This window comes from Lysinibacillus agricola (assembly GCF_016638705.1).
Classification (GTDB): Bacteria; Bacillota; Bacilli; order Bacillales_A; family Planococcaceae; genus Lysinibacillus; species Lysinibacillus agricola.
Window position 1 is genome coordinate 2,569,478 of the sequence record NZ_CP067341.1, and the last position, 24,972, is coordinate 2,594,449.

Annotated in this window: 23 protein-coding genes, 3 pseudogenes and 1 riboswitch; of the genes and pseudogenes, 16 read left to right on the forward strand and 10 right to left on the reverse strand. The window is 37.4% G+C overall.

Annotation, left to right across the window (positions count from 1 at the left end; all coding sequences use genetic code 11):
- The first annotated feature begins 25 nt into the window (after window positions 1-25).
- A complete protein-coding gene (locus FJQ98_RS12380; protein WP_053592772.1) occupies window positions 26-799 on the forward strand; it encodes a hypothetical protein in 774 nt (257 codons plus the stop codon).
- Between the two features lie 256 nt (window positions 800-1,055).
- Here the strand turns inward: FJQ98_RS12380 and FJQ98_RS12385 are convergent, their stop codons facing one another.
- Window positions 1,056-2,996, reverse strand: a complete 1,941-nt coding sequence (locus FJQ98_RS12385; RefSeq protein WP_053592771.1) for an elongation factor G — start codon at window positions 2,994-2,996, stop codon at window positions 1,056-1,058.
- A gap of 181 nt (window positions 2,997-3,177) precedes the next feature.
- Window positions 3,178-3,364, forward strand: a riboswitch (cobalamin riboswitch).
- A 177-nt stretch (window positions 3,365-3,541) separates the two neighbouring features.
- Between FJQ98_RS12385 and FJQ98_RS12390 the strand changes: the two genes are divergently transcribed.
- The 3 genes from FJQ98_RS12390 to FJQ98_RS12400 all read left to right on the forward strand — a co-directional run bounded on the left by FJQ98_RS12390 (window position 3,542) and on the right by FJQ98_RS12400 (window position 7,788).
- Window positions 3,542-4,543 carry an ABC transporter substrate-binding protein gene (locus tag FJQ98_RS12390; protein ID WP_053592770.1) on the forward strand — a complete coding sequence of 334 codons (1,002 nt, stop codon included), beginning with the start codon at window positions 3,542-3,544 and terminating at the stop codon, window positions 4,541-4,543.
- 52 nt (window positions 4,544-4,595) lie between these two features.
- The gene (locus FJQ98_RS12395; RefSeq protein ID WP_053592769.1) at window positions 4,596-5,261 is read left to right on the forward strand and encodes a precorrin-3B methylase; all 666 of its coding nucleotides are present in this window, start codon (window positions 4,596-4,598) and stop codon (window positions 5,259-5,261) included.
- 538 nt (window positions 5,262-5,799) lie between these two features.
- A complete protein-coding gene (locus FJQ98_RS12400; protein WP_053592768.1) occupies window positions 5,800-7,788 on the forward strand; it encodes a S9 family peptidase in 1,989 nt (662 codons plus the stop codon).
- Between the two features lie 174 nt (window positions 7,789-7,962).
- Here FJQ98_RS12400 and FJQ98_RS12405 read toward each other — a convergent pair whose 3' ends face one another.
- The 3 genes from FJQ98_RS12405 to FJQ98_RS12415 all read right to left on the reverse strand — a co-directional run bounded on the left by FJQ98_RS12405 (window position 7,963) and on the right by FJQ98_RS12415 (window position 11,004).
- Complete coding sequence (locus FJQ98_RS12405) at window positions 7,963-8,505, reverse strand: GNAT family N-acetyltransferase (protein WP_053592767.1); 543 nt, start codon at window positions 8,503-8,505, stop codon at window positions 7,963-7,965.
- A gap of 321 nt (window positions 8,506-8,826) precedes the next feature.
- Window positions 8,827-10,023 carry a class I SAM-dependent rRNA methyltransferase gene (locus FJQ98_RS12410; RefSeq protein ID WP_053592766.1) on the reverse strand — a complete coding sequence of 399 codons (1,197 nt, stop codon included), beginning with the start codon at window positions 10,021-10,023 and terminating at the stop codon, window positions 8,827-8,829.
- Window positions 10,024-10,086: 63 nt separating this feature from the next.
- Entirely contained in the window at window positions 10,087-11,004 is a 918-nt protein-coding gene (locus FJQ98_RS12415) for an alpha/beta hydrolase (protein WP_053592765.1), read from the reverse strand.
- Window positions 11,005-11,176: 172 nt separating this feature from the next.
- On the opposite strand from FJQ98_RS12415, the gene FJQ98_RS12420 reads away from it, so the two are divergent.
- Window positions 11,177-11,656 (forward strand): dihydrofolate reductase, encoded by a 480-nt coding sequence (locus FJQ98_RS12420; RefSeq protein WP_053592764.1) that lies wholly within the window; start codon window positions 11,177-11,179, stop codon window positions 11,654-11,656.
- A gap of 176 nt (window positions 11,657-11,832) precedes the next feature.
- Window positions 11,833-12,008, forward strand: a pseudogene (locus FJQ98_RS26795) (HIT family protein); the annotation flags it as partial.
- Between the two features lie 111 nt (window positions 12,009-12,119).
- Here FJQ98_RS26795 and trhA read toward each other — a convergent pair.
- A complete protein-coding gene (gene trhA / locus FJQ98_RS12425) occupies window positions 12,120-12,755 on the reverse strand; it encodes a PAQR family membrane homeostasis protein TrhA (RefSeq protein WP_053592763.1) in 636 nt (211 codons plus the stop codon).
- 273 nt (window positions 12,756-13,028) lie between these two features.
- On the opposite strand from trhA, the gene FJQ98_RS12430 reads away from it, so the two are divergent.
- The 5 genes from FJQ98_RS12430 to msrB all read left to right on the forward strand — a co-directional run bounded on the left by FJQ98_RS12430 (window position 13,029) and on the right by msrB (window position 16,547).
- A complete protein-coding gene (locus FJQ98_RS12430; protein WP_053592762.1) occupies window positions 13,029-13,871 on the forward strand; it encodes a DegV family protein in 843 nt (280 codons plus the stop codon).
- A gap of 190 nt (window positions 13,872-14,061) precedes the next feature.
- Window positions 14,062-14,994 (forward strand): GDSL-type esterase/lipase family protein, encoded by a 933-nt coding sequence (locus FJQ98_RS12435; RefSeq protein WP_241774473.1) that lies wholly within the window; start codon window positions 14,062-14,064, stop codon window positions 14,992-14,994.
- 4 nt (window positions 14,995-14,998) lie between these two features.
- Entirely contained in the window at window positions 14,999-15,580 is a 582-nt protein-coding gene (locus FJQ98_RS12440; RefSeq protein WP_053592760.1) for a YpmS family protein, read from the forward strand.
- Window positions 15,581-15,592: 12 nt separating this feature from the next.
- Window positions 15,593-16,114, forward strand: coding sequence for a peptide-methionine (S)-S-oxide reductase MsrA (msrA, locus tag FJQ98_RS12445; RefSeq protein WP_201406711.1), 522 nt, complete (start codon window positions 15,593-15,595; stop codon window positions 16,112-16,114).
- Between the two features lie 4 nt (window positions 16,115-16,118).
- Window positions 16,119-16,547, forward strand: coding sequence for a peptide-methionine (R)-S-oxide reductase MsrB (gene msrB / locus FJQ98_RS12450; RefSeq protein WP_053592758.1), 429 nt, complete (start codon window positions 16,119-16,121; stop codon window positions 16,545-16,547).
- 721 nt (window positions 16,548-17,268) lie between these two features.
- Here the strand turns inward: msrB and FJQ98_RS12455 are convergent.
- The gene (locus FJQ98_RS12455) at window positions 17,269-19,107 is read right to left on the reverse strand and encodes a methyl-accepting chemotaxis protein (protein ID WP_053592757.1); all 1,839 of its coding nucleotides are present in this window, start codon (window positions 19,105-19,107) and stop codon (window positions 17,269-17,271) included.
- 258 nt (window positions 19,108-19,365) lie between these two features.
- On the opposite strand from FJQ98_RS12455, the gene FJQ98_RS12460 reads away from it, so the two are divergent.
- Both FJQ98_RS12460 and deoD read left to right on the forward strand, forming a co-directional pair.
- Window positions 19,366-19,584: a YozE family protein gene (locus FJQ98_RS12460; protein ID WP_053592756.1), complete on the forward strand. Its 219-nt coding sequence runs from the start codon at window positions 19,366-19,368 to the stop codon at window positions 19,582-19,584.
- 114 nt (window positions 19,585-19,698) lie between these two features.
- Window positions 19,699-20,406, forward strand: coding sequence for a purine-nucleoside phosphorylase (gene deoD, locus FJQ98_RS12465; RefSeq protein ID WP_053592755.1), 708 nt, complete (start codon window positions 19,699-19,701; stop codon window positions 20,404-20,406).
- A gap of 186 nt (window positions 20,407-20,592) precedes the next feature.
- Here the strand turns inward: deoD and FJQ98_RS12470 are convergent, their stop codons facing one another.
- The 3 genes from FJQ98_RS12470 to FJQ98_RS12480 are packed head-to-tail and all read right to left on the reverse strand — an operon-like array spanning window position 20,593 to window position 22,546.
- Complete coding sequence (locus FJQ98_RS12470; RefSeq protein WP_053592754.1) at window positions 20,593-21,315, reverse strand: hypothetical protein; 723 nt, start codon at window positions 21,313-21,315, stop codon at window positions 20,593-20,595.
- Between the two features lie 2 nt (window positions 21,316-21,317).
- Window positions 21,318-22,181 (reverse strand): ATP-binding cassette domain-containing protein, encoded by an 864-nt coding sequence (locus FJQ98_RS12475; protein ID WP_053592753.1) that lies wholly within the window; start codon window positions 22,179-22,181, stop codon window positions 21,318-21,320.
- Entirely contained in the window at window positions 22,178-22,546 is a 369-nt protein-coding gene (locus tag FJQ98_RS12480; protein ID WP_053592752.1) for a GntR family transcriptional regulator, read from the reverse strand. Before FJQ98_RS12480 ends, FJQ98_RS12475 begins: the two co-directional genes overlap by 4 nt.
- Before the next feature lie 348 nt (window positions 22,547-22,894).
- On the opposite strand from FJQ98_RS12480, the pseudogene FJQ98_RS12485 reads away from it, so the two are divergent.
- Window positions 22,895-23,125 (forward strand): annotated as a pseudogene (locus FJQ98_RS12485) (phosphorylase family protein); the annotation flags it as partial.
- A 199-nt stretch (window positions 23,126-23,324) separates the two neighbouring features.
- On the opposite strand, the gene FJQ98_RS12490 reads toward FJQ98_RS12485, so the two are convergent.
- On the reverse strand, window positions 23,325-23,858 hold the full coding sequence (locus tag FJQ98_RS12490; RefSeq protein WP_053592751.1) for a hypothetical protein: 534 nt from the start codon (window positions 23,856-23,858) through the stop codon (window positions 23,325-23,327).
- Between the two features lie 198 nt (window positions 23,859-24,056).
- On the opposite strand from FJQ98_RS12490, the pseudogene FJQ98_RS26800 reads away from it, so the two are divergent.
- Window positions 24,057-24,257: pseudogene (locus FJQ98_RS26800) on the forward strand (DMT family transporter); the annotation flags it as partial.
- A 371-nt stretch (window positions 24,258-24,628) separates the two neighbouring features.
- On the forward strand, window positions 24,629-24,934 hold the full coding sequence (locus tag FJQ98_RS12495) for a hypothetical protein (protein ID WP_053592750.1): 306 nt from the start codon (window positions 24,629-24,631) through the stop codon (window positions 24,932-24,934).
- The last annotated feature ends 38 nt before the right edge of the window (window positions 24,935-24,972 follow it).

Here is a 24,972-nt window from a genome sequence, read left to right on the forward strand (position 1 = left end):
ATATGTACGAAAAGAGGATGCACGTATGACGAATATTCATGTATGTACAGCACAAGAATCGCAATATGTAGATATGGAAATTTGTAAGCAACCACGCACTGAAGTTGCCAAGAAAGCTACAACAAGAATGGTCGTAGAATCACTTGTCGATCAATTATTAGCTAGTAATCTTATTAGTAATGAACGATTGTTTGATCAAATTTTTTATAACAAAGATATTATTTGGATTCAAAATGAAAGTTTTAATGGGCACCTTTTTGCAAAGGCAAACATTACAGATCAGCTTAAAACAAAAACAAATGATTTTATGATGTATATGCCGACAAATCCAATTGTGTACGAGGTGAATGGTGAGCATTATCATTTAATTACTCGCATCGATTCGACTCGTGCAAAACCAAATTTAGAGCGACTTTCCCAAGTCCCTAAGGCAATACTAAGTGCTGCTCGTGTCAATGATTTATTGTGTTCGATAGTGATGCGCTTTTATGAAACATATTTGGAGGATTTATCAACAAGTGATGAAGCGAAACAAGAAAATGCTAAACTGATAAACTTTGTAGAGCGTGAATTTAAGCAATTTTTACAGGCTGTGAGTGAATTGAATGATTATCATTTAAACTGGCACCCACGCGGTAACGGGCATGAGCTATTGCTTGAATTAATTGATAATTTACAACTTTTAAAAAGTCGACCTGGCAAGGTAATAATTGATTTTTCAAATGCTCATGGTTATATAGTCGTGGAGCCTTCCTATCGCTTTATTAAACAGGATGGGGAAACGGTACAAGCTTTGTAAAGTTTAGAAATATCCGCGGCAAGGATTTAAAGATGCTCGGGGCGACCCGCACGAAGTAGGAGAATACCCGCGGAAGGAGAGCGAATACCCGCGCGAAGCAAGGAAATACCCGCGGAAGCAGGTCGAATACCCGCGGAAGCAAAGCAAATACCCGCGCGAAGCAAGAATCCCCACGAAATCACCCAGCAAATCCCACGAAACACAAAAAAACAGGACATTGATATAACTAAAATCAAGTCCTGTTTTTTTTATAAATCTATTTAGTACAATGCATAGCTGCCTCCGCTTCCTGCCATGGAACGGAGTAACCCTTGCCTTTTGCACAAAAAATACTAGAGGATGTATATTCAGGATCGGCGTTCTTATCGTAGCCAATTTGCGCGATAATGTCTTCAGTATTGTGACACAAATCATAGCCATCAAATTGTAGGGAGAGTACGCCCTTACCATTGGTGTAGGCGGCAAAGGTTGTACTGTAGCTCATAAATGTTGCGACAGGGGCACGTCCGGTTAAAATCGCATTATTTTCAGTTAAGATTGGCGCGTCAAATGTTCCAGAAGCTTGCTGAATATCGGTCATCATGCGGCCGATAAAATCACTAGGGGCTTTAAGCTTAAAGCGGTAATACGGCTCTAGTAATACATTTTCTGCTTGCTCTAGCCCTTGACGTAATGCACGGAATGTTGCCTCTCGGAAATCGCCACCTTCAGTATGTTTAATATGTGCACGCCCCGTTAAGAGAGTGAAGCGTATATCTGTCACGGGAAAACCTGTTAACAGCCCATGATGATCGCGCTCGAATAAATGCTTTTCAATGAGTCGTTGATGCCCAACCGATAAATCATCCGCATGACATGCATTGACAAATGTATTGCCAGTACCACGTGTATTTGGCTCCATTAATAAATGGACTTCTGCATAATGCTTTAATGGCTCAAAATGACCGTAGCCTGTCACAGTTGTTGAGATTGTTTCCATGTATAAAATCTGTGGTTCGCCAAATGAAATGTCTAGAGAGAAGCGTTTGTTGAGCACTTCGATAAGAACCTCGAGTTGGATGACACCCATAATATGTACATGAATTTCTTGAAACTTTTCATGCCAAATAACACGTAATGATGGTTCTTCTGCTTCAAGCATGCGAAAAGTTTTTAAAACTTCCTTTATATGCTGATCGCCTTCATATTGTACTTTTGCCTGCAACGTTGGCACTAATTCATAGGGCTGCGAGTTGCTTGCACGACCAATGATATCGCCGATGTTTGCCTGACTAATCCCTTTGACTACGAAAATCTCTCCGGCTTTAACCTCTTGTACGGTTTCATAACGGCTGCCATTATATAGCCGAATCTCAGTCACTTTTTCTGTCACATCACCAAACGAAAATTCATCCCGCACATGCAATGTACCTTGTAATCCCTTTAAAAAAGTTAAGCGTTGGTGTCCATCATGACGAATTTTAAAGACTTCGCCTTGAAACGCTACATTATTGTTAAAATGTGTCTCTGTAAGTAGGGGAAGCTGTGCTAGGAATTCCTTTATCCCAATATCTTTTAAGGCAGAGCCAGTAAAACACAAAAAGGCATTTTCTTGATTAATCATCGCTTGTAAATGAGTAAGGCAGTTGGAACTATCCAATGTTTCATTTAGAAAAGCATCGAGAAGCTGCTCATCACGTTCAGCAAGCCACTCCATCATGTGAGTTGAAACATAGTCAGAACGGAGCGGTTCATCTACGAATAGTACATCCTCAGAGCAATCCTTTTGAAGCTGTGCCATAACGGCTTCAACATCTGCCCCTTCACGATCAATTTTGTTGATAAAAAAGAAGGTAGGGACGTGATATTGGCGTAAAAGTTGCCACACTGTTTCCGTATGACCTTGTATTCCTTCAACTGCACTAACAATAATAATGGCATAATCCATAACCCGAATGGCACGCTCCATCTCTGGAGAGAAATCGACGTGCCCAGGTGTATCGATTAACGTATATGTATCATCTCCAAGCGACATGCGACCTTGCTCCGCAAAAATTGTAATGCCTCGCTGACGCTCCAGCTCATGATTATCTAGAAATGTATCCTGGTGATCCACTCGTCCGCGGGCTTGAATACTGTTTGTATGAAATAGTAACTGCTCAGAAAATGTTGTTTTTCCTGCATCAACGTGAGCGAGTACACCAATTGTTACATGCATAAAAAATCCTCGTTTCTATTAGTTCGTTTATCAACATTGTAACAGAATGGGTTAAAAAATATTTCGTATAAAAATAGTTAGTGTTTATGTCGCAATAGTGTTAATATATTTATGATTATGATTTATTGGTATTTTTGTGAGATTGTGAATTTGCTAGTTTATCAATATCATTTACAACAATAAAATATAACGACGTATTGGTGCAAATGACCTTTGTCATTTGCTTAAAAGGGAAATCGGTGCAAATCCGATGCTGTCCCGCAACTGTAAATGGGGAGTCTATACGAGATGCCACTGTAGCTAAGCTATGGGAAGGCGTATAGATGATGAACCTAAGCCAGGATACCTGCCAATATGTATTCTTTTACTTAAACCACGAGGATGGGGATAGTGAATAGGTTGAAAAACCCTTCTTTCACTATGCTAACCTCTTGGAAACAAGGGGATTTTTTTATGCCCTTTTTTAACTTCTAGTCAAAGTAACTTGATAGCAAAGAAGTCTAATGATTTCTTTCTATATATTTAACATCAAAGGAGAAGAGGACATGAAGAAATGGAAAAGTTTGTGGCTAGTCTTTGCGATCGCATTGATGGCAATATTGGGTGCATGTAGTGAAAAGGACAAACCAGAATCTGCTACACAAGGTGAGAAGGTAGAGCCTTCACAAGCTGAAAAGACAGAAATAACGATTGAAAATAATGGAACAACACAAGTATATAAGGAAGCACCAAAAAAAGCGATTAGCTTAAATCAGCACGTGACAGAAATTATGTTGGCTTTAGGCTTAGAAGATTCAATGGTAGGGACGGCTTACTTAGATGACGAAATTTATGAGCCATTACAAGCTGCATACGATAAAGTACCTATGTTAGCTGAACAGTATCCTACAAAGGAACAGATTATTGATGCTGAAGCAGACTTTTTATATGGGGGCTGGAAAAGCGCCTTTGGAGAGAAAGGTGTTGGTACACAGGAAGAGCTTGAAACTTTAGGGATTCACTCTTATTTACATACAGCCTCAAGTATGACGAAACCAACTTTAGAAGATATTTTCGCAGATATTCGAAATATCGCAAAAATTTTCCGTGTTGAGGATCGTGGAGAAGCATTAATTGCACAAATGACAAAGGATGTGGAGGCTGTACGTGCAAAATTACCACAAGATGGGGAAAACTTACGCGTTTTAGTGTTTGATAGTGGTGATAAAGATGTCTTTACAGCTGGACAAAACTTTATGAATGAGCTTGTGACAATTGCTGGTGGTAAAAATATTTTTGGTGATGTGGAATCAGGTTGGACTACTGTGTCAAAAGAAGATGCAGTAGAACGTGATCCAGAAGTTGTTGTTGTCGTTGATTACGGAGAAACAACGGCGGAAGAAAAAATAAATTTCTTAAAAAATGATCCAGCCTTGAAAGAAATGGAAGCAGTCAAAAATGAACGCTTTGTGATCTTACCACTTTCTGCTGCGTCTGAAGGGGTTCGTGCTGCAGAAGCCATTCAAGTATTAGCAAAAGGCTTCTATCCTGACAGCTTTAAAAACTAAAAAAATCTGGGCTAGCGTTTTGCTAGCTCCTTTTTCATAAGGAGAAGTATTTATGAACGAATTTCATACGAATATACCAGACAAAACCTTCGAAAAGCTAAACAGTAATGGGGATTTTACCCGTCTTGCCGTAAGCCCAGGCATTATTAATAAACATTATACCCCTGCACAATTCCAAACAATAGCAAAAGTTGTAGGAGAAACAGGTGCAATCAAATACTCTGCCTCTTACAGTATATTATTATCTATACCATCAGTAGTTGTAGCAAATACGATTGAGGAGCTAGAAGAGGCTGGCCTGTATGTGGCAAAGCAAGGACCAATTGTGGCGATGAAAGCCTGTGATTTCTGTGATGGGGATAAAATGGAGGCAGCACCGATTACTGAACAGCTATATCAATCATTAGAAGGAATATCTGTCCCTACAAGATTACGTTTAAACGTAAATGGCTGCGCTTCTGCTTGTTATAATCCGGTATATGATGATATTGGACTTGTCTATCAAAAGGATAGCTTTGATGTCTATTTAGGGGCAGTACCTATGGGTGCAAATGCACAAGCTGGGACACTGTTTGCTAAAAGGGTAGGTGTTGAGCATATTGAAGACTTATTAAAGCAAATCATTAGTCTCTATAAGGAACATGCTCGCCCGAATGAACCCTTTTATAAATTTTATCGTAGAACAAAATGCGCTGATTACTGGAAAGACTTAATCTGACTCATTATCATCACGTGGGCTTGATTTCTGTACCGACTGGGTGCTTTCCTAGGTACGTCCGATAAACCGCTTCATGTGATGATAAAAAGAGAGAAGTGTTTTATCATCAGTATGTCGATTTGGCTTAATAAAGAGGCTGGGACATAAGAAAAGCAAAATTAAAAATTTTACATCATAAAAGCGCAAGAAATCAACATTTCTAAAATTGATTTCTTGCGCGTTTTAAGTTTTTGGCCAGTGTTAAGTTGTTTGGTTTTCATATAGCTAGTGTTAGATGAAAAGCCTTTAGTCTCGTTCTACATAAGGTTGGATAACTTGACTATTTTCAACACTATATACTTAAAGCACTGTTGGTTTGTCATCAAATTTTACTTTATTTCGTATCCTTGTGATGTAGTTGACAATTGTTAAATAATATAATATCTCTCCAAAAAAGTTTCTGAGTAAAAACAATTCCTCCTTAAAAGAAGGAATAATACTTAGAGTATCGAAATATTATACTAGGTAATGAAATTTTCACACAAAGGGGATTTAAAATATGACTTTAAAACAAGGGGTTCAACCAGAAGATCTATACCAATTAAAATCAGTGGCGGATCCACAAGTATCACCTGACGGAACAGAAGTTGTGTATGTAGAGACTCATATTGATGAGAAGAAAAAGGACTATGTGTCTAATTTGTTTTACATAAACTTGAATGAAAAAAATCCTCAACAATGGACATTTGGCGAAGATAAAACGAATTCACCTGTTTGGTCTCCAGATGGCAGTAGAATCGCGTTTGTGTCAACGAGAAATGGCAAGCCACAAATTTTTGTTCTTTCTAAAGCAGGCGGAGAAGCGAAACAAGTTACAAATTGTAAAAACGGTGCGACATCACCAACTTGGTCTCCGTGTGGAGAGAAAATTGCCTTCTCAGTAAAGCTTGGTAAAGATGAAAGCATTTATGATAAAGCTGAAAAGGATCAGAAAGAAGACAAAGAACTTAAACCACTTGAAATAGAAAAGATGAAATATAAATCAGATGCAGCTGGGTTTATTGATATGGAGCAATTTTCTCAAATTGCAATCGTCCATCTTGAATCTGGAGAATTAGAGCTAGTTACGGAAGGGAAACATAATTTACAGCTCGGTAAATGGTCCCCGAACGGTAAATATCTTTCTTACATTGCAGACTTAACAGAGGATCTAGATTTTTCATTCATAAGTGATATTTACTTATTGGATTTAGAGACGAAACATGGTCGCAAGCTTACGGAAGGAACGGGGATGTTCTACCAAACTTCATGGTCTCCAAACAGCCGCTTCATAGCGTATGTTGGAAGTGAACGTGAATTTGAAAATGCGACACATGCAAAGCTATGGATTTATGATTTAGAAAATAACAATCAGACATGTGTAACGAGTGATTTTGACGCGCCTGTCGGTGATTTTGTCGTAGGTGATTTCCTTCAAGGTGTTGTTGCTCCGCATGTTCAATGGTTGGAGGATAGTAAAAGCTTTTACTTCCAAGTGACAGATCGCGGAAATACAGCTATTTATTTTGGCAATCTTTCTGGAGAATTATATCCAACTATGAATGATGAGCAGTATGTCTATGGTTTTTCACTTGATCATAAAAATGATAAAGCTGTAGCTGCAATCAGCACTACGACAAATCCTGGTGATCTTTTTTACGTTAATTTAAATACTGGTGAAAAGGAACAGCTCACTAAAGTTAATGAAGAATTTTTAAAGACGAGAGAATTATCTGTTCCAGAAGCAATTGAATATGAAGGGGCAGATGGTTGGAAAGTAAGCGGTTGGATGATGAAGCCACTTGGCTATGAAGAAGGGGAAAAATATCCACTTATTCTTGAAATCCATGGTGGACCGCACGCTATGTATGCCAACTCCTATTTTAACGAATTCCAAATCCTTGCTGCACAAGGTTATGCGGTTCTCTTTACGAATCCTCGCGGAAGCCATGGATACGGTCAAAAGTTTGTTGATGCGGTTCGTGGTGATTATGGCGGCAATGATTATAATGATCTAATGGCCGCTGTTGATTATGCATTGAAGCATTATGATTTCATTGACAAAAACCGTCTCGGCGTTACAGGTGGGAGCTATGGGGGGTTCATGACAAACTGGATTGTCGGTCATACAAATCGCTTTAAAGCTGCTGTTACTCAACGTTGCATTTCTAACTGGATAAGCTTTTATGGCGTAAGTGATATCGGATATTACTTCAATGACTGGCAAATCCAAGCGGGACTAGACAATATAGAGAAGCTATGGAATCATTCGCCACTGAAATATGTGGACAATATGCAGACGCCGTTGTTAATTTTACACAGTGAAAAAGACTATCGTTGTCCAATTGAACAGGCAGAGCAATTATTTATCGCCTTGAAACATCGTAAAAAAGAAACTAAATTTGTTCGCTTCCCAGAATCCAATCACGAACTTTCAAGGAGCGGAAAACCAACGTTAAGAATCAATAGACTAGAATATATTAGAGATTGGTTTGTGGAATATCTTTAAGAGAAATATTGATGGCATAAGAAGTGAAAATACTTCATATGCCACTTTTTTATATTATAGCTACAATTAGAGGGAGAATTCAATTTTCGTAGTTGTTACCATTTTCGTGTACAAGTTTGGAATCAACATTGGGAAGGAACTACATGGTCGGAAACACTTTTCTGAGATGTTGGGCTATTCATTAATTATTCCGTAATACACCAAATCCTCATATTTACCGTCTTTAATGATATGATCCTTTAAAATTCCTTCTTGTTTCATACCAATTTTCTCCATTATTTTTCCTGACGCAGGGTTCGTTGAAAAATATCGGGCAAACACTTTGTGCAGTTTTTTTTCTTCAAAAGCAAATTGTACAATTGACTGCGCTGCCTCCGTGGCAAAGCCTTTTCCCCAATATTCCTCGCCAATCCAATAGGCTATTTCACCATGATTAAAATGTTTATTATTCGATAATGCAATTGCTCCATATAATTCACCAGTTTCCTTATCTGTGATTGCAAACTCGTACGAAAAATCCTGCATAAAATTATCGTAATGATGTTCCATCCATGATAATGCATCATTTAAACTATATGGATAAGGTAGGTACATGGTGCTTTTATAAATATTATAGTTATTGCAAAGCTTTACAACTGTTTCTGCATCGGATGTCTGAAATAATCTAAGTACGAGCCTTTCTGTTGTAATCATTAAATTTTCACGAACATATCCCATTCAATCATCTCCATTTATCAATATTTTGTAAAATGACACTCACTATAGTGTAGGGTTGATTTTCGTTCCGACTGGGCGCTTTGTCGCTGACGCTTCGCTTTCGCACAGAATAAAGCTTCTTAGGGACGACAGACGAGCCGCTGCGCTCCAATCAACTCATTTACATGGCATAAAAATTTAAAATATCTTCCCGAATTTTAGGAATGAGATGAATCTATTATATAGTAAACGGAAAATTCTAACAATATAAATAAGGGGATCAAAATATTTCTCCCAAACAAAAAGACAGAATCACCAGGAAGTGATTCTGTCTAGTTTTATTTAGTTAAGTTTTTCAATAAAAACAACCTTTAAGTAATTAAATTCAGGATATTCACGTGGGGCACGGAAATCCTTTGGTAAGTTGTGTTCTTCAACAATTTTATAGCGAGTTTTTGTTTCTTTAAAAGCTTGGTCAATAAAGCTCTTGAACTTTTTCATACCAAAGCTTGCATTGTTCGTTGATGCCACAATGATACCGTTTTTCTCCGTAATGGCGATTGTATCTACGAGTAATTTAGGGTAGTCTTTCGCAGTTGAGAACGTTCTTTCCTTCGTACGTGCAAAGCTTGGTGGATCTAAAACTACAAGGTCAAATTTTAAATTGTGGCGCTGAGCATATTTAAAATAGTTAAAGACATCCATGACTTTAATATCCTGTGCTTCGTAGTCAATGCTGTTGACGCTAAATTGCTCAATTGTTTTGGCTAAACTACGCTTTGCCACATCTACACTTGTTGTTTTTTCTGCTCCTCCAAGTGCCGCTGCGACAGAAAATGCCCCCGTATAGGAGAATGTATTAAGCATATTTTTACCTTCTGCATAACGTTCACGAATGGCAAGTCTCACTTCTCGTTGATCGAGGAAAATACCTGTCATGGCTCCATCGTTTAAATTGACAGCGTATTTCATATTATTTTCCAATACGATAATTGGGAATTCGCCAGGCGTTCCCATTACAAAATCGTCCTGTTCCATATATTGACCTTTCGTATCGAAACGTTTTTTCTCATAAACGGCTTTGTAGTTTACTGTCTCTGCGAGTGCTTCATATACCGTTTCTTTAAATGAATAAATGCCAGCGCTATACCAGCCCACCATATAGTAAGAATCGAAAAAGTCAATAGTTAAACCGCCAATGCCATCACCCTCGCCATTAAAGATTCGGAAGGCTGTTGTGTGAGGATTGTTGAAAAATGCTTCTCGATTTTGTATAGCTTTTTTAAATTTTTTCATAAAAAAGGCTTTGTCTATTTTTTCATTAGCATCAGTCGTTAGTACCCAGCCAATACCTTTGTTTTGTAAGCCATAGTATCCTGTACCAAGAAAACGGTTATGACTATCCATAAGTCTCAGTAGTGCACCTTCCTCTTTTGGAAGATGACGTGCATCAACTGCATCTTTCGAAATGAGAGGATAGCCTCTTTTTATTTGATCAGAAAAGGGATTTTTAATTTGAAAAGCAATAGTTTGTGTCATGTTGTCATCCTTTAAAAAAACATTTTGCTCTATTATCGCACTTTTTTATAGTGATAGACAAACTTATTTCACGAAATTAGCAATTTTTTCAGCTGTTTCAATCGTCGCTTCTTCGAAAAAATTCATTTTACTAAAGTAACTATGGATTAATCCAGTCATATTTACATGCTCAACCGTCACTCCGGCATCCGTAAGCTTTTGTGCGTAGGCAAGGCCTTCATCGTAGAGGACGTCTGCCTCTGCAGCAATAATTATTGTTTTCGGTAAAACACTTAAATCCTCAATCTGAAGTGGGGATACGAGTGGATCCTTATAGTTTTGTCTATCTGTATAGTGACCCGCAAACCATTGCATTCCTTCTTTGTCTAAGCCGTAGTGTTTCCCGTACGTAGTGTAAGAATCCGTTGTAAAATCAACATTGACTACAGGATAAATAAGTGCCTGAGCTTTAATCGCCGGTCCATTTAATGTTGCGGTTAAGTAGGCGACAACTGTTGCCAAGTTTCCGCCTGCGCTATCACCAGCTACTGTTAGATTCGCTGCATCTCCGCCAATATGTTGGATGTTTTCGTAAACCCATTCTAAAGCGTCGTAGGCATCGTAGAGCGGTGTAGGGAATGGGTATTCTGGTGCTAGACGATAATCAACTGAGACAACGATTGCTTGCGCTTTTTCTGCTAAAAGCTGGCAGCCAGCATCCGTAGATTCTATATTTCCAAACACCCAACCGCCTCCATGATAATAAACAATGACAGGAAGTGTTTTCTCATAATTAGGTCTATAAATGCGCACATTAATTAGTGCTCCATCTCGTACCGTTATTTTTCTATCCTCTATTGCCGCAAGCTGTGGGCTGTGTGATGACGTCCATTTTGGTACTATGCGTATAGTTCTCGCTTCTTGAGGTGTTAAATCATAGTATTGCATAGGAGAATCGCAAGCTTTAATATAACGGACCGCTTCATCTCTTAACTTTGTCATCTTCATCAATCCTTTTTATTTTGTTTGTAAACTTTATTATAAACTATTCATATAATTTTACTAGGATTTAATATCGAAAAAGAAAATAATTTAATTTCTGAGCAGAAATAATCTGATTGTAAAGTAAAATTATGTTTATAATATAGTGAACGATAGTATTTGGAGGGACAATATGATTTCTTTAATTGTGGCACATGATAATAATTATGTGATTGGATATGAAAATGGCATGCCGTGGCATTTGCCTGGGGATTTACAATATTTTAAAAACAAAACGATGGGTAAACCAATGATCATGGGGCGTAAAACATTCGAGTCCATCGGTAGACCGCTTCCTGGTCGTCGCAATATTGTGATTACTCGTGACGAAAGCTATCACGCGGATGGGATTGAAGTGGTGACAAGCTTAGAGGGTGCCCTCGCCCTTGCTGGAGATGTTCCAGAAATTATGATTATTGGTGGCGAGCAAATTTTTCAATTATCGATGGATATCGCAGATCGCTTGTACATTACGAAAATTAATCATTCGTTTAATGGGGATACATACTTCCCAAAATATGAACAGGAATTTGTGAAAGTATCCTCAGAGGAGTCAGAAACAGCACCAGAAGGTTACACATTCCAATATCAGATTTTTGAACGTAAGAACTAAATAAATAGGAACTAATAAGCACGGTGATTTAATGACCGTGCTTATTTGACGTTACTAAAAACAATTGATAAAGGTATTTGAATGTTTATAGAATTAATGATTATAAGACTCATTATAACGTGGGGTTGTTTCCGTTCCGACTGTGCGCTTTCCTGGGGGCGTCTTCAAAGGGAAGTATCGAGTATGTTTATTATTTTTATAATGAAGATACGACACATCGTTTCCATACTTGGATGGTGCCTCGCTATGAATGATGTATGAATTTGGACGTTTCGTAGAATCGGTTAGACCTGTTTTACTTCATGCTAGAAATAAAATGAATAAAATATACAAGATGTCATGCGTGCTATAAAGGCATTAACGAAGGAATTAAAAAGTAATTACTCATTCACTAATATGAAAAATCGCTCCTTTTGTATGCATACGTAACCTTTTCCAAAAGAGAGCGATTTTTCGTTATTATTTATAAGTAAAAATAAACACAAGCATACATAGCGCCACAACCAGCTAACACAAATAGATGCCAAATTGTATGATTATAGGGAAGGGATCGCCATGCGTAAAAAATGGCTCCAATCGTATAGAAAAGCCCACCTGCAAATAGTAAAGCAAAACCATTAAAACCTAAGTAAAGATAAACAGGCTTTATGGCAAAAATAATTAACCAGCCCATACCGATGTAAAAAATTAAAGAAAGCTTCTCAAATCGATTAATAAAGAAGCATTTAAAAATAACGCCTACTAGTGCAAGTGACCAAATAATACATAATAAAGTAATACCTAATGTGCCACCAATCGCAATTAAAAGAAAAGGTGTATACGTTCCAGCAATTAAAATATAAATGGAAGAATGGTCAAGAATGGCGAAAAAGTGCTTGTATTTTTCAGGCATGCTATGTAGCAGCGTCGACATTAAAAATAAAATGATCACAGAGGCACCAAAAATACTAAATGATGTAATTTGGAGCGCACTTCCGGTTTGTACGGCTGCTAAAATAAGAACAACTAGCGCTGGAATACTTGCGATGAATCCAATGCCGTGTGTAATGGCATTCCACAATTCTTCCTTCCAAGTTTTATAGTCAAATGAATCGATCATATCGAACACTCCTTTCGTACATACATTTACTATACCCCAATAATTTTCATCCTGCTATTTACATTTGTCATGTTTTCAATATCAAAAGTGTCATATAAATGCTTAAATACTTGAAGGTCTTTGTTAGACAAGTACTCGACAAAACGTTATAGTATCCAAGGTAGCGGTTACAAACAGACTAAATAATTCGAAGTCTAATGACAAATGTCATGTTTACATAATGATTCGTTAGTCTATATAATAAATTTTAATGAAGTAAAAGGATGTGTCGAAGTGGGACGAATTCATATAGTAACGGACTCAACTTGTGATTTAACAAAAAAAGAAGTAGCGCAGCATGGTATACATATTGTGCCTTTAACGATTCAAATTGATGGAAAAACATATATAGATGGTGTTGATTTAGAGCCACAACCTTTTTTAGGCTTAATGAAGAATGCCGAAAATTTACCAAAAAGCTCGCAGCCTGCTCCAGGGAAATTTAAAGAATTATACGATGAGCTAGGTAAAAACGGAGATCAAATTATTTCAATTCATATGACTGGTGGTATGAGTGGAACAGTGGACTCGGCTCGTCAGGCAGCGCAAATGACAGATTCGGATGTAACTGTGATTGATTCACGTTTTATCGCCATAGGTCTAGCTATTCAATTACGAGAGGCTATTAAAATGCGCGATGCAGGTGCTACTGTCGAGGAAATCATTGCACGTCTTGACAAGGTGCGCGAAAATACTTATTTATATGTTATTGTTGACACACTTGAAAATTTAATTAAAGGCGGACGAATTGGTAAAGGTACAGGTTTTATCGGTTCATTGCTGAACATCAAAGTAATTGCGAACTTAGAAGGTGGCGCATACAATCCCGTATCCAAAGTACGTAGCCATAAACAGGTAGTGAACTACTTATTTAAGCAATTCCAAGCAGATACTGCCGGAAAAACAGTAAAGGCAGTTGGAATTTCTCACGCCGAGGGGCTGACAACGATGGGTGGACCATTAAAAGAATTAATCGAGGGAACAGGTTTTAATGAAGTAGAAATCGCCTTTACTTCACCAATCATCTCGACACATACTGGCCCAGGTGCAATTGGTTTTATTTATTTTGCAGAATAATATACAAGAGCTACTACATAAATAATTGTAGTGGCTTTTTATTTTCATAAAGCTATGGAAAAAGGTTTTACAATTTGAAAAAAATATTGTAAACTTACAATTTTTACGGAATACCTAGGTATAGTCACTTTTCATTGCGGCATGAACTATTCTATAATAGAAGTATCAGAAACTGATGGAAGGTGGTCAAATGAACATTTGGCGAATAATAGTTTTGTCATGTTTGACCGTCTTAGTACTAAGTGGTTGTTTAATATCAATAGATGAACCGAATCCGCAAGCTGAACCAGAAGGAGAGCAAGCAGGGACGGAGCAAGATATGAGACAGGATGAGCAACAAACAGAAAATGAGGAAAAAACCTCAAGAAATGTATTGACGCAAATTTTTGAACATTTTTTTGAGCCATCACCAGAGGATTTACGGAAAATTGATGAAGAAAACGCAAAGCAACTACATTACTTAGCACTCGGAGATTCTTTAACAGCGGGTGTTGGTGATGAATATAGTCAAGACGGTTTTGTTGGAAGATTAGCAGATTCATTTGTAGCTTGGCCCTCCATTTCCGACGTTGAGGTCGATAATCGAGGAAAAAGAGGAAGGCGTAGTGATCAGCTATTAAAATTAGTGAAAAAAGGGCATTATGATGAAGAGTTGCAAGACGCACAGCTTATTTCAGTTACAATGGGTGGAAATGATGTCATGAAGGTGGTCAAACAGGATCTGTTTAATTTGAAACGAGATGCCTTTGATAAAGAATTGCGGGCGTATAAGAAACGCTATAGTAAAATCGTTGACGGCATACGAGAAAAAAATCAAACAGTGCCTTTATTACTTATCGGTTTTTATAACCCATTCTCAATCGTGACAAATGAAGCTAATGAATTTGATACAATTATTACGGAGTGGAATAAAGTCATTGAAGATATAGCGAAGAAAGATGCTAATGCGTGCTATATATCAGTAGAGGACTTGTTTGATTCAAATAAAGAGCTCGTTTATCATACGGATTTCTTCCACCCAAATGCAAAAGGCTATGATAAAATGACAGAGCGAATTTTAAAGGCAATGGAGAAATGTGACATGGAACAAAAGATTAACAAGGAAATAGGCTTCGAGGAGTGACAAAATGAATAAATGGAAATTCGCTTTTTTTGCCTTAGCGGGCACAGTGCTTTTTACAATCCTCCTCGTCGTTTATTTAGTAACTAGACCAGTAGATGGAGTAAATTTAGCGGAGAGTTCAGAAGGTGAAAGTGAAGTAAAAGGAAATGTTCTCGTTGTCCAAACAACAACGAAAGAATTGGAATCCATATCGAAGAAGTATTTAAAGGATGCTTCTAAGGGTTCACCATTACCGTTGGATTTTACCATTGGTGATGATATTCAATTAAGAAGTAAATTAACTGTGTTCTATACAGAAATTCCAATTTCTATGAACTTCGATCCGATTGTCGATGAGAAAGGTAATATCATTTTAAAGCAGACAGGTATGAATGTAGGGCTCTTAAATATTCCGCCGGAGACCGCCATGAAAATTATGCGAGACACGGTGGAATTCCCTTCGTGGATTACAGTCAATCCGAATCAGGCGGAAATCTATATTGACTTATCGCGCATAAACATTGCTTCAGGATCTCGTGTTCGGGCAAAAGAATTAGATTTACCAAATGATAAAATTTTACTGGAAATTATCGTTCCTGGAGAATAAGGAGTGAAATGAATGGCAAAGCAATATGCAACATTTGCAGGTGGATGTTTTTGGTGTATGGTCAAGCCCTTCGACGAAACACCTGGCATTGAATCAGTGATTTCGGGCTATACGGGTGGACATGTTGTCAACCCAACTTATGAACAGGTATGCTCTGAAACGACAGGGCATGTTGAAGCGGTTCAAATAGCGTTTGATGATGAGTTATATTCTTATGAGCAATTACTTGCGACATTTTGGACATTAATTGATCCAACAGATGCTGGCGGACAATTTTATGATCGTGGGGAATCCTATACAACCGCGATTTTTTATCACAATGAGGAGCAACGTGATATAGCTGAACGTTCTAAGGCAGATTTACAGGCATCTGGTAAATTTGATAAGCCCGTTGCGGTGAAAATTTTACCAGCAAGCACGTTTTACCCGGCTGAAGACTATCATCAATATTATTATAAGAAAAATCCAATGCACTACGAGCGCTATGCTGTCGGATCTGGTCGCAAAGCGTTTCAGGAACAACACTGGGGTTAAAAAAATGAATAAAGAACAGCGATTAAAAGAATTATCGGACATGCAGTATTATGTGACACAGGAAAGTGGAACAGAGCCACCGTTCAGCAATGAATTTGATAAGCACTTTGAAGAGGGTATTTATGTAGATATCGTTTCAGGAAAGCCATTATTTAGCTCTCTTGATAAATACGATTCGGGCTGTGGTTGGCCAGCATTTGCAAAGCCAATTGAAAAGGAAGAAGTAACAGAGCATTTCGATACATCTCATGGGATGCGCCGTGTAGAAGTTCGAAGCAAAGAAGCTGATTCCCATTTAGGACATGTCTTCCCAGATGGACCAAGTGAACTTGGAGGCTTACGCTATTGTATTAACTCCGCTTCACTCCGCTTTGTTCCAAAAGGTGATTTAGAAAAAGAAGGCTATGCAGAATATCTTTCATTATTTAAATAACAAAAACTCCTAGCACAGGATACATCGTGCTAGGAGTTTTTTTAGCTTTTTTATGGTTGAGATAGTCAACCGATCTATAGAAACTTTTTGTAATCTTGAAGCAAGGCTCTGGGTAAAGTACCGCCATCGAAGTGACGGATAGAACCCTCAAAGCGATGGATAGACTCGACAAAGCGACGGATAAAACCGGCGAAGTGACGGAAAGACCTCGAGGCGACGGATAGAATTCTCGAAGTGATGGATAGAACCGGCGAAGTGACGGATAGCCAACGAAGCGAAGGATAGACTCGACAAAGCGACGGATAAAACCGCGAAACGACGGATAGCCAACGAAGCGACGGATAGACTCGACAAAGCGACGGATAAAACCGGCGAAGTGACGGAAAGACCTCGAGGCGACGGATAGAATTCGCGAAGCGACGGATAGACTCGACAAATCGACGGATAAAACCGCGAAACGACGGATAGCCATCGAAGCGACGGATAGAACCGGCGAAGCGACGGATAAAACCGGCGAAACGACGGATAGCCATCGAAGCGAAGGATAGACTCGACAAAGCGACGGATAAAACCGACGAAGTGACGGATAGAACCCTTCAAAGCAAAGGATAGACCAATCAAAATAGCGGATCAAACATCATAAAGATAGGTTCCGAAACGTTTGGAGAAGCTACACATTGTGCTTCACCCAAACTTTTGATGTAGAACCTTTAAAGACACTTCATACTTTAAATTCACTAACAAGATTACGCAGGCTATCTGCTTGTTGTGCAAGTTCTGTGGCAGCGGCATTAATTTCCTGCATAGATGCAGATCCTTGAGTTGCCGCAGCGGCAGAAGTGACTGTGTTGGCAGCTGATTGTTCAGCATAGGCATTCACATGGACGAAATCGTTCGCTACAGCATTGCTATAATCAAGTGTTAATGCAATTTTCTCTACCATAGCTGCGATAATTGTCGTCGTTTCTTTAGTATGTGTTAAAATGTTGGCTAAAGATTGATTTGTTTCATTGGTAACTTCGACGCCGCGAATAACGGATGTGACACCCTCATGGTTTTGAGAGATGATGGACGTCACTTCATCTTGAATGGACGTTACAATGGATGTGACTTCTTTTGCAGCACTCTGAGATTGTTCTGCTAGCTTTCGAACTTCATCAGCTACAACGGCAAAGCCTTTTCCATGCTCACCAGCGCGTGCTGCCTCAATCGCAGCATTTAAGGCAAGTAGATTTGTTTGCTCAGAAATAGCTGTAATCGTGCTGATAATAGATGTTATGTCGGCAGATTTTCGCCCAAGTGCTTCGACAGTAGTAGTTGTGGAGGCCATCGTTTCTTCAATAGATTGCATCACTAACGAAGATTGTTCAACAGAGCGACTACCATCATCGGCCGCTTGCTGCATTGCCAAAGATGCACGCTGTACAGCATTAGCTTGCTCGTTTAAATGGCGCATAGAATGCTCAAGATCACTCATTTTTTGTTGAGCGCTAGTCATGCTAGAAATCGTATTCTCGCTATCACTCGCAATATCAGCTGTGGCATCTGCAATATTCTGTATAGTACGGGCATTCTCATCTGCTAATGACATCAGTTCCTGGCCACTACTTGAAACGTGGTCCGCAAGCTCGCTGACACGTTTAATCAAATTAGATATAGATTCAATAAGTGTATTGGTTGAAGCAGCAATAGTTGAGAATTCATCATGATTCCGAACTTTAACGCGTCGTGTCAGGTCTCCTCCAGCCTGAGCAATATCGAGAATGGAATGGTTAATAGCTTGTGTATTGTTTTTTAATGATTTAAATAACATATAACCGAAAGTAATGATTGCAATAAATCCAATAAGTGAAATGAAGAAGAAAGAAGTAATAGATAGAGTAACTTGCTTATTAAGTTTATCTAATTTTGCTTTATTTGCAGCATCCATAACCGAATTAATGGACTCGATATTTTTATCAATATACTGCTTCATCGTTTCCCCTGTACCGCCCATCATGAGTTTGCGAGCTTGCTCAAGACCGAGTTCATCACGCATTGTCATAACCTTATTAGAATATTCAAGGTAATTTTTATAATATTGATCGATAGCCTGTATATAACCTAACTCTAGTTCTCTCTCTGTAAACTTTTTGTCTAAGGCACTAATTTTTTTATCTATGGAATCAATTTTCATATTGTAAGAAGTAGCAAAATTCCCATTCCCAGTAATTAAATAGGCCTGTTCTAAATTGGTGAGCCCCGCAATTTCATACCCAAGTTGGTTGACAGTTAATTGTTCCTGAACGTTTTTCTCAGTAAAATCCTTCATTTGTCCTTGCAGATTCTGAATATTGATAAACGATAATAAACCCATTACGCCATTAATTACAATAATAAGAGAAAATATAATAAGCACTTTGCCTCGAATTAAATGGTAAAAACGTTGTCGTTTTTCTTTAGTAGGAGGGAGATTATGCCTACTATCCTCTAAATCATGTGCTTTCTTTTTTGAAAGGCTAGTTTTAAAGAGAGACGGGCGTTTCTGTACGGAGTTACTGGATTTATGAGAGTTTTTCATCGCCATCACCTTCCTATTTTTGAATAGTTGATTTAAATTTTACCTTATTTTTCTAGGTATTTCTATTGTTTTTTTATAAAATTTTCATTTTTCAGATTAATGGGTGTATTATTTTTCTATGACAAAAGTCCAAAGGTGAGAAGAAAATAGTTCTATTAGTGATGGTAGGAGAAAATACTTAATAGTTATTTTTATGACTAAGAAGGTATTTTTTGATAAACTAGCGGAAAGCAGATGAGTGAAGAGGGGATTTCTAGTATGAAAAAGAGTTTTTATTTATATGTACTAACATTCAGAGGTGGGGATTGGTCAGATTCGAAGGTACGATTTGCGGAGGAAATGTTCCATGAGCATAATTTTCCAAAGCAAAGCACAGACTTTGATGAGCTTTCTACTTATATTGAGTCGTTCGCCACAGACAACTTAACAACAGGAGTGTTTGATGAGTTATGGGCATTATACGTAGATCATGCATGATAATACGTTGAAACAATATAATTTATTTCAAGTTGCTAGACGTCTAGCATTGCGAAAATATGAGAAACACAGTATTATTTAAAGTGATAACTGACAGAAAAGAGGGATTGCAGTATGAGTGTTCATATTAATGCAAAAAAAGGCGAAATCGCTGACACAATTTTACTTCCAGGAGATCCATTACGTGCAAAATACATTGCTGAAACGTTTTTAGAAGATGTAACTTGCTATAACGAGGTTCGTAATATGTTTGGTTATACAGGTACGTACAAAGGTAAACGTATTTCTGTACAAGGTACTGGTATGGGTGTGCCTTCAATCTCGATTTACGCTTCAGAATTAATGCAAGAATATGATGTTCAAAAATTAATCCGCGTAGGTACTTGTGGTGCAATTCAAAAAGATGTAAAAGTTCGTGACGTAATTTTAGCGCAAGCAGCAACATCTGATACACGTATGAACCAAATCATTTGGGGCGGCGCTATCGACTTCGCACCGATCTCAGACTTTGATTTACTATTAAAAGCATACAATGCAGGTAAAGAAGCTGGTTTAAACCTACAAGTAGGTAATATCTTTACAGCAGATATGTTCTATTCTGATGAGAATCAAAACGAAAAATTAGCTCAATACGGCGTACTTGCTGTAGAAATGGAATCAGCAGCACTTTACACATTAGCTGCAAAACACGGCCGTAAAGCACTTTCTATCCTAACAGTAAGTGACCACATTCTAACTGGTGAAGTAACAACATCAGAAGAACGTCAAACTACATTCAATGATATGATCGTTGTAGCGTTAGAAGCAGCAATTCAAGAATAAGGGTATCAAGGCTTTGTCAAAATAAGGCGAGAGACCAAAAGAGACCAAAGTGATTTTCACAGGTCATCGAAAAGGTCACTCGCCTTATCTTTTTGCAGTCTATCAATAGTGTGCATCTATCATGTGATTTGCAAGCTGTTTTTATCATTTCTTAAGTGAGCAAATATTGAAATTAACATTTCCGGTTTAATCCTTTCTAGACTTTGGTTTTAACTGAGCATTTCGCATAATAGGATATGATAATAATAATGCTCCAACACTACATAAGCCTAATAAAGTCATCAGTGTCATTCCCGAAGCATCTAAATCTAATCCTGAAAACCATTCCATACTAACGCTTAAATAGTTACCATAATATAAAACCATGAAAATAACTGACAACAACATGAGAATAATGATACTTTTCTGCATTCCTAAACGAAAGTTAATACTATATAGTAGAAAAGACACCCCGAACAAAAAGAGTCCGAACATAAGATCAATCCATAAATAAGCAAAGAAATGATATCCATCTATTAAAAATAATCCAGGATGTAAAATGTTCGCTCCGATTTCCCAGTGAAGATATAAAGTTTTTAAAATATATTGCAATACATTTAGCAATATAATGCTTATAACAACTGCTATAATACCCACACCATAATAGACTTTGAGCAATTGTACTCTCGTACTTCCCATCCCAATCGCAACTGGATACATTGATCTATATCCATTTATTCCAAATAATGCAATGAAGAAATAAGCGGGACCTGAAATTGAGGCAACAACATCATCTCCAAGTCCAAATATATAGCCAATAAGGACCCACAACACCGTCAACGGAATAGTAATGTAGAGAAACATTAATTTACCTAAATAAAATATGGCCTCCTCTGAGACTAAACGAAATGTTCCATATAAAGAATTCATCCTTATTCGGCCTCCTCAGTCTTATTTAACAAATAATCTTGTAATTTTACTTTTTCGATTGATAGTCCATGTAAAGATGCAATTTCTTTCCATTTTTCGTTAAAAGGTACATCAACCATCACTTTTAACCTAGATCCTAATTCACTTGCTTCTAAAACATATTGTCCATCCGTCACTTTTTCGATCGTATTTTTGTCTCCTACCAACCAGATTCCACACTCTCTAATTTCATCTATTGGTTCATGTATGAATACTTCTTTATCATGAATAACAAGAATTGAATCACATATCTGTTGGATTTCTTCAATATGATGGGTAGACACTAAAAACAATCTTGGATGCTGTTCCTGACTTTCTCGTATAATTTTATACATTTTCTTCCGCATATTTGCGTCTAATCCATTACTAGGTTCATCCAGAATCGTGATTTTCGCATTGCTAGAAATTCCAATGATAAACTGCAAAGCAGATTTCATCCCTTTTGATAACTTTGATATTTTCTTATTTTCATCTAGCCTAAAGATCTTTAAGAGTCGATTAGCCATATCCATATCCCAATTGGAATAATAATACTGTCCAAATCGCAAAGAATCCTTTACATTCCAGATGGAACTAAATGGATGATCCTCTTGCATATAACATACAGATTGAACAACTTCTGCGCGATTATAGGGGGCCGTTCCCATGATCTCAACAATTCCTTTGTTTGGCTTGTCATGCCCAGCAAGAAGTTTCATTAGCGTCGTTTTTCCAGCTCCATTTCGCCCCCATACTGCGGTAATACCATTTTCCTTTTCTTTGAAAGAAATATCCTTAAGTATTGATTCTTCACCGTATCCATAGGTAACATTCTCAACTCGAATCAATTTTTCTCCTCCTCTTTTATTAATTTCACCACTGTCTCAACACTCATTCCCAATCGCTTTGCTTCTTCTAGGAGTGGCAATATATATTCATTTCGATACTGTTTTTTCCTTTCGTCTAACAATTTTGTTTTAGCTCCTTCCATAACAAACATCCCAATTCCACGTTTTTTAAATATGATTTCTTCATCGACCAAAGTCTGTAGTCCTTTTCTTACAGTTGCCCTGTTGATGTTATAAAAATTTGATAGTTCATTTTCAGATGGAACTTGTTCTCCTTCTTTTAAGTGTCCTTCAACAATGTCGTTTATTACGATTTGTGCAATTTGCTGAAAGATGGGTAGTGATTCATCTAATATTGGCTTCAACAAGAACACTCCTTTCTTTGCCTCAGTTTTGCTCATGTTGATTGTATGGTTGTATACTCGTGTAACCAACTATACAATGACTACTTAATTTTGTAAATAGGTTTTTGTTCAATACATGATTTCTTTAAGATTTTCTTCAAAAAAATGATGTGTCGATTACGCAAAAAACACTGATCCATTCAATAATTTGAACGAAGTCAGTGTTTTTCTTTCTGGTGCCTTATTTGAACAGGTTAATGGTATTGCAATCGACAAAGTAGGGAACAAGGTTTGTAGTAATGAAGAGATTTTAAATGAGTTTCGAAAATGAATAAGAAAATAAAAAATAGTAGCATTTGCTACTATTTTAATATCTTTACAGCAGATATGTTCTATTCTGATGAAAATCAAAACGATAAATTAGCTCAATAGGGCGTACTTGCTGTAGAAATGGAATCAGCAGCACTTTACACATTAGCAGCAAAACACAGCCGTAAAGCACTTTCTATCTTAACTGGTGAAGTAACAACATTAGAAAAACGTCAAACTACATTCAACGATATGATCGTTTTTGCATTAGAGGCAGCAGTTCAAGAATAGTTGTTTAATCAACGTTTGTAGTAAGTCTAAAACATTAAGAATAAGAGCAACCGACCAAAAACCGACCATTTTATAAAATGGTCGGTTGCTTTTTCTTTATCTTACATGATTAAGTATTAGAGGTATTAATTGTTTCTTGAATCTTTACTAGGATCCTTTACATATTGTTTTATTTCTTTCAGAAAACCTGTAGGCTTGCTTAAAAAAAGCTGACATCGGGATCAGCGGTATTATATTGTTTTGGGAATAGAAATCCTGTGGTGTATGGTGAAAATTGACCATTTAATCGGAAAGCTTTTTCAATTTCAACTGCAGCGCGACGTGCGTCTTCAACGGACCGCTTTCCGGTAACGATGTCGTTCATTAAGTTTAAAGCCATAAAATTCGCTGCTTCTTGATCGCATTTCGCCGTAGCTTCACCAGCCGTTCGGTCCGGATATAAGCTGCCATCAAACTTTGCTAAATCATCAAAAAATTGAACAGGTACTTTATAATCTATGGTTTGTTCCAAATAATCAAGATGGGGAGTAGGGGTGTTATGAGGTACTGTATCAAGATGAACAATCGTACGCTTCCAAGGACCGTTGTTATACCAGATGATTCTTCTAGAACATGCTTCATTTGGTAAACCATATTTATTTATTAACAAATAAGCAGTATTTTTTGGTTCTCCAGTCCAGCTCTCCAAAATTTGATATAAATTTGGAGGATAACCGCTTAATCCATAATACATTTAAATACCTCCAGATAGTTTTTCTATTATATGTTGAGTATTTGTACATAGTTACAGTGTAAGTTGGAGAGTCACAAATAAAAATATTATGTTTATTGTGACCTTGGAGCATGTACAATACGATTTTCGCCTGTCTTTGTACAGTCTAAGAAAAAACGCTTCTCTATTTTGTCATATTGCAGTGTACAGTCGATAAAGTTCGTATTTTATTTAAAGCTTGTTGAAAGAATAGGTGCTGCCAAAAGCGGGTACATGGTAGCTTTATTTCCGGTAATTGAAGGTATAGCTTCTGTTCTAATTGGTGAATTAGCGCTTTCAATGTATTTGATAATAGGATGTCTTTCTAGCTGTATAGGTGCAGCTATAGTTTTAGGATTTAGAATTCCCCGAAAAATTTAAACAAACGTGAATCAAGTCATTGGAGACAATGTAAATGATATAAAGAATTGTGATTACAGTAGACCGCTCAGAAATGAACTGCGCCCCAATTGTTAGACACGCCATCTAACAATTGGAGGTGCAGTTTTTTTGTATTTATTATTTCATAATCTGTGGAAAACAAATCTAATGGTGAACGTCCAGTTCCTTTCCGTTGGCTCCATATGCCATGCGTAAATAGTTTAAATGCGACAATCGAAAATAAACACAACACAGACAATTTTTATTTAAATCAGGAGAAAATATGGAATTCGAAAAAAAATAGAAATACTTGACTGTAATGAGATATTATGAATCTAAAGGACAAACGAAAGATTTAGGGGGATTATATTTTGAAAAAGGCATTTAGTTTGCTATTTACAGTTCTTATATGCTGTAGTTTATTGTTTATGTGTAAAAGTGAAGTTAAAGCAACTTTTGTAGGTGTGATTGAAGAGGTGATAAACGATCGGGCAGCTTTTGTTTATGTAACTGAAGCTGAAAATGATGCGGTTTACGGAATTATTTATGTAAATCTAGCGAAGAATCCTGACGAAACATTTAAGGTTGGTGATAAAGTAAAAGTCGGTTATGGTGGAACAGTCCAATATACAGCACCAATGGTAATTACTACACTTACTGTTGAATTAGTTGAGTAATATAATAGTACTATGTAACGTTACTGATTCCGGATGCA

Coding starts and splice junctions, on each gene's coding strand:
- FJQ98_RS12380 (WP_053592772.1), top strand. CDS start 26: ATGACGAATATTCATGTATGTACAGCACAAGAATCGCAATATGTAGAT.
- FJQ98_RS12385 (WP_053592771.1), bottom strand. CDS start 2,996: ATGCATGTAACAATTGGTGTACTCGCTCACGTTGATGCAGGAAAAACA.
- FJQ98_RS12390 (WP_053592770.1), top strand. CDS start 3,542: ATGAAGAAATGGAAAAGTTTGTGGCTAGTCTTTGCGATCGCATTGATG.
- FJQ98_RS12395 (WP_053592769.1), top strand. CDS start 4,596: ATGAACGAATTTCATACGAATATACCAGACAAAACCTTCGAAAAGCTA.
- FJQ98_RS12400 (WP_053592768.1), top strand. CDS start 5,800: ATGACTTTAAAACAAGGGGTTCAACCAGAAGATCTATACCAATTAAAA.
- FJQ98_RS12405 (WP_053592767.1), bottom strand. CDS start 8,505: ATGGGATATGTTCGTGAAAATTTAATGATTACAACAGAAAGGCTCGTA.
- FJQ98_RS12410 (WP_053592766.1), bottom strand. CDS start 10,023: ATGACACAAACTATTGCTTTTCAAATTAAAAATCCCTTTTCTGATCAA.
- FJQ98_RS12415 (WP_053592765.1), bottom strand. CDS start 11,004: ATGACAAAGTTAAGAGATGAAGCGGTCCGTTATATTAAAGCTTGCGAT.
- FJQ98_RS12420 (WP_053592764.1), top strand. CDS start 11,177: ATGATTTCTTTAATTGTGGCACATGATAATAATTATGTGATTGGATAT.
- trhA (WP_053592763.1), bottom strand. CDS start 12,755: ATGATCGATTCATTTGACTATAAAACTTGGAAGGAAGAATTGTGGAAT.
- FJQ98_RS12435 (WP_241774473.1), top strand. CDS start 14,062: ATGAACATTTGGCGAATAATAGTTTTGTCATGTTTGACCGTCTTAGTA.
- FJQ98_RS12440 (WP_053592760.1), top strand. CDS start 14,999: ATGAATAAATGGAAATTCGCTTTTTTTGCCTTAGCGGGCACAGTGCTT.
- msrA (WP_201406711.1), top strand. CDS start 15,593: ATGGCAAAGCAATATGCAACATTTGCAGGTGGATGTTTTTGGTGTATG.
- msrB (WP_053592758.1), top strand. CDS start 16,119: ATGAATAAAGAACAGCGATTAAAAGAATTATCGGACATGCAGTATTAT.
- FJQ98_RS12455 (WP_053592757.1), bottom strand. CDS start 19,107: ATGAAAAACTCTCATAAATCCAGTAACTCCGTACAGAAACGCCCGTCT.
- FJQ98_RS12460 (WP_053592756.1), top strand. CDS start 19,366: ATGAAAAAGAGTTTTTATTTATATGTACTAACATTCAGAGGTGGGGAT.
- deoD (WP_053592755.1), top strand. CDS start 19,699: ATGAGTGTTCATATTAATGCAAAAAAAGGCGAAATCGCTGACACAATT.
- FJQ98_RS12470 (WP_053592754.1), bottom strand. CDS start 21,315: ATGAATTCTTTATATGGAACATTTCGTTTAGTCTCAGAGGAGGCCATA.
- FJQ98_RS12490 (WP_053592751.1), bottom strand. CDS start 23,858: ATGTATTATGGATTAAGCGGTTATCCTCCAAATTTATATCAAATTTTG.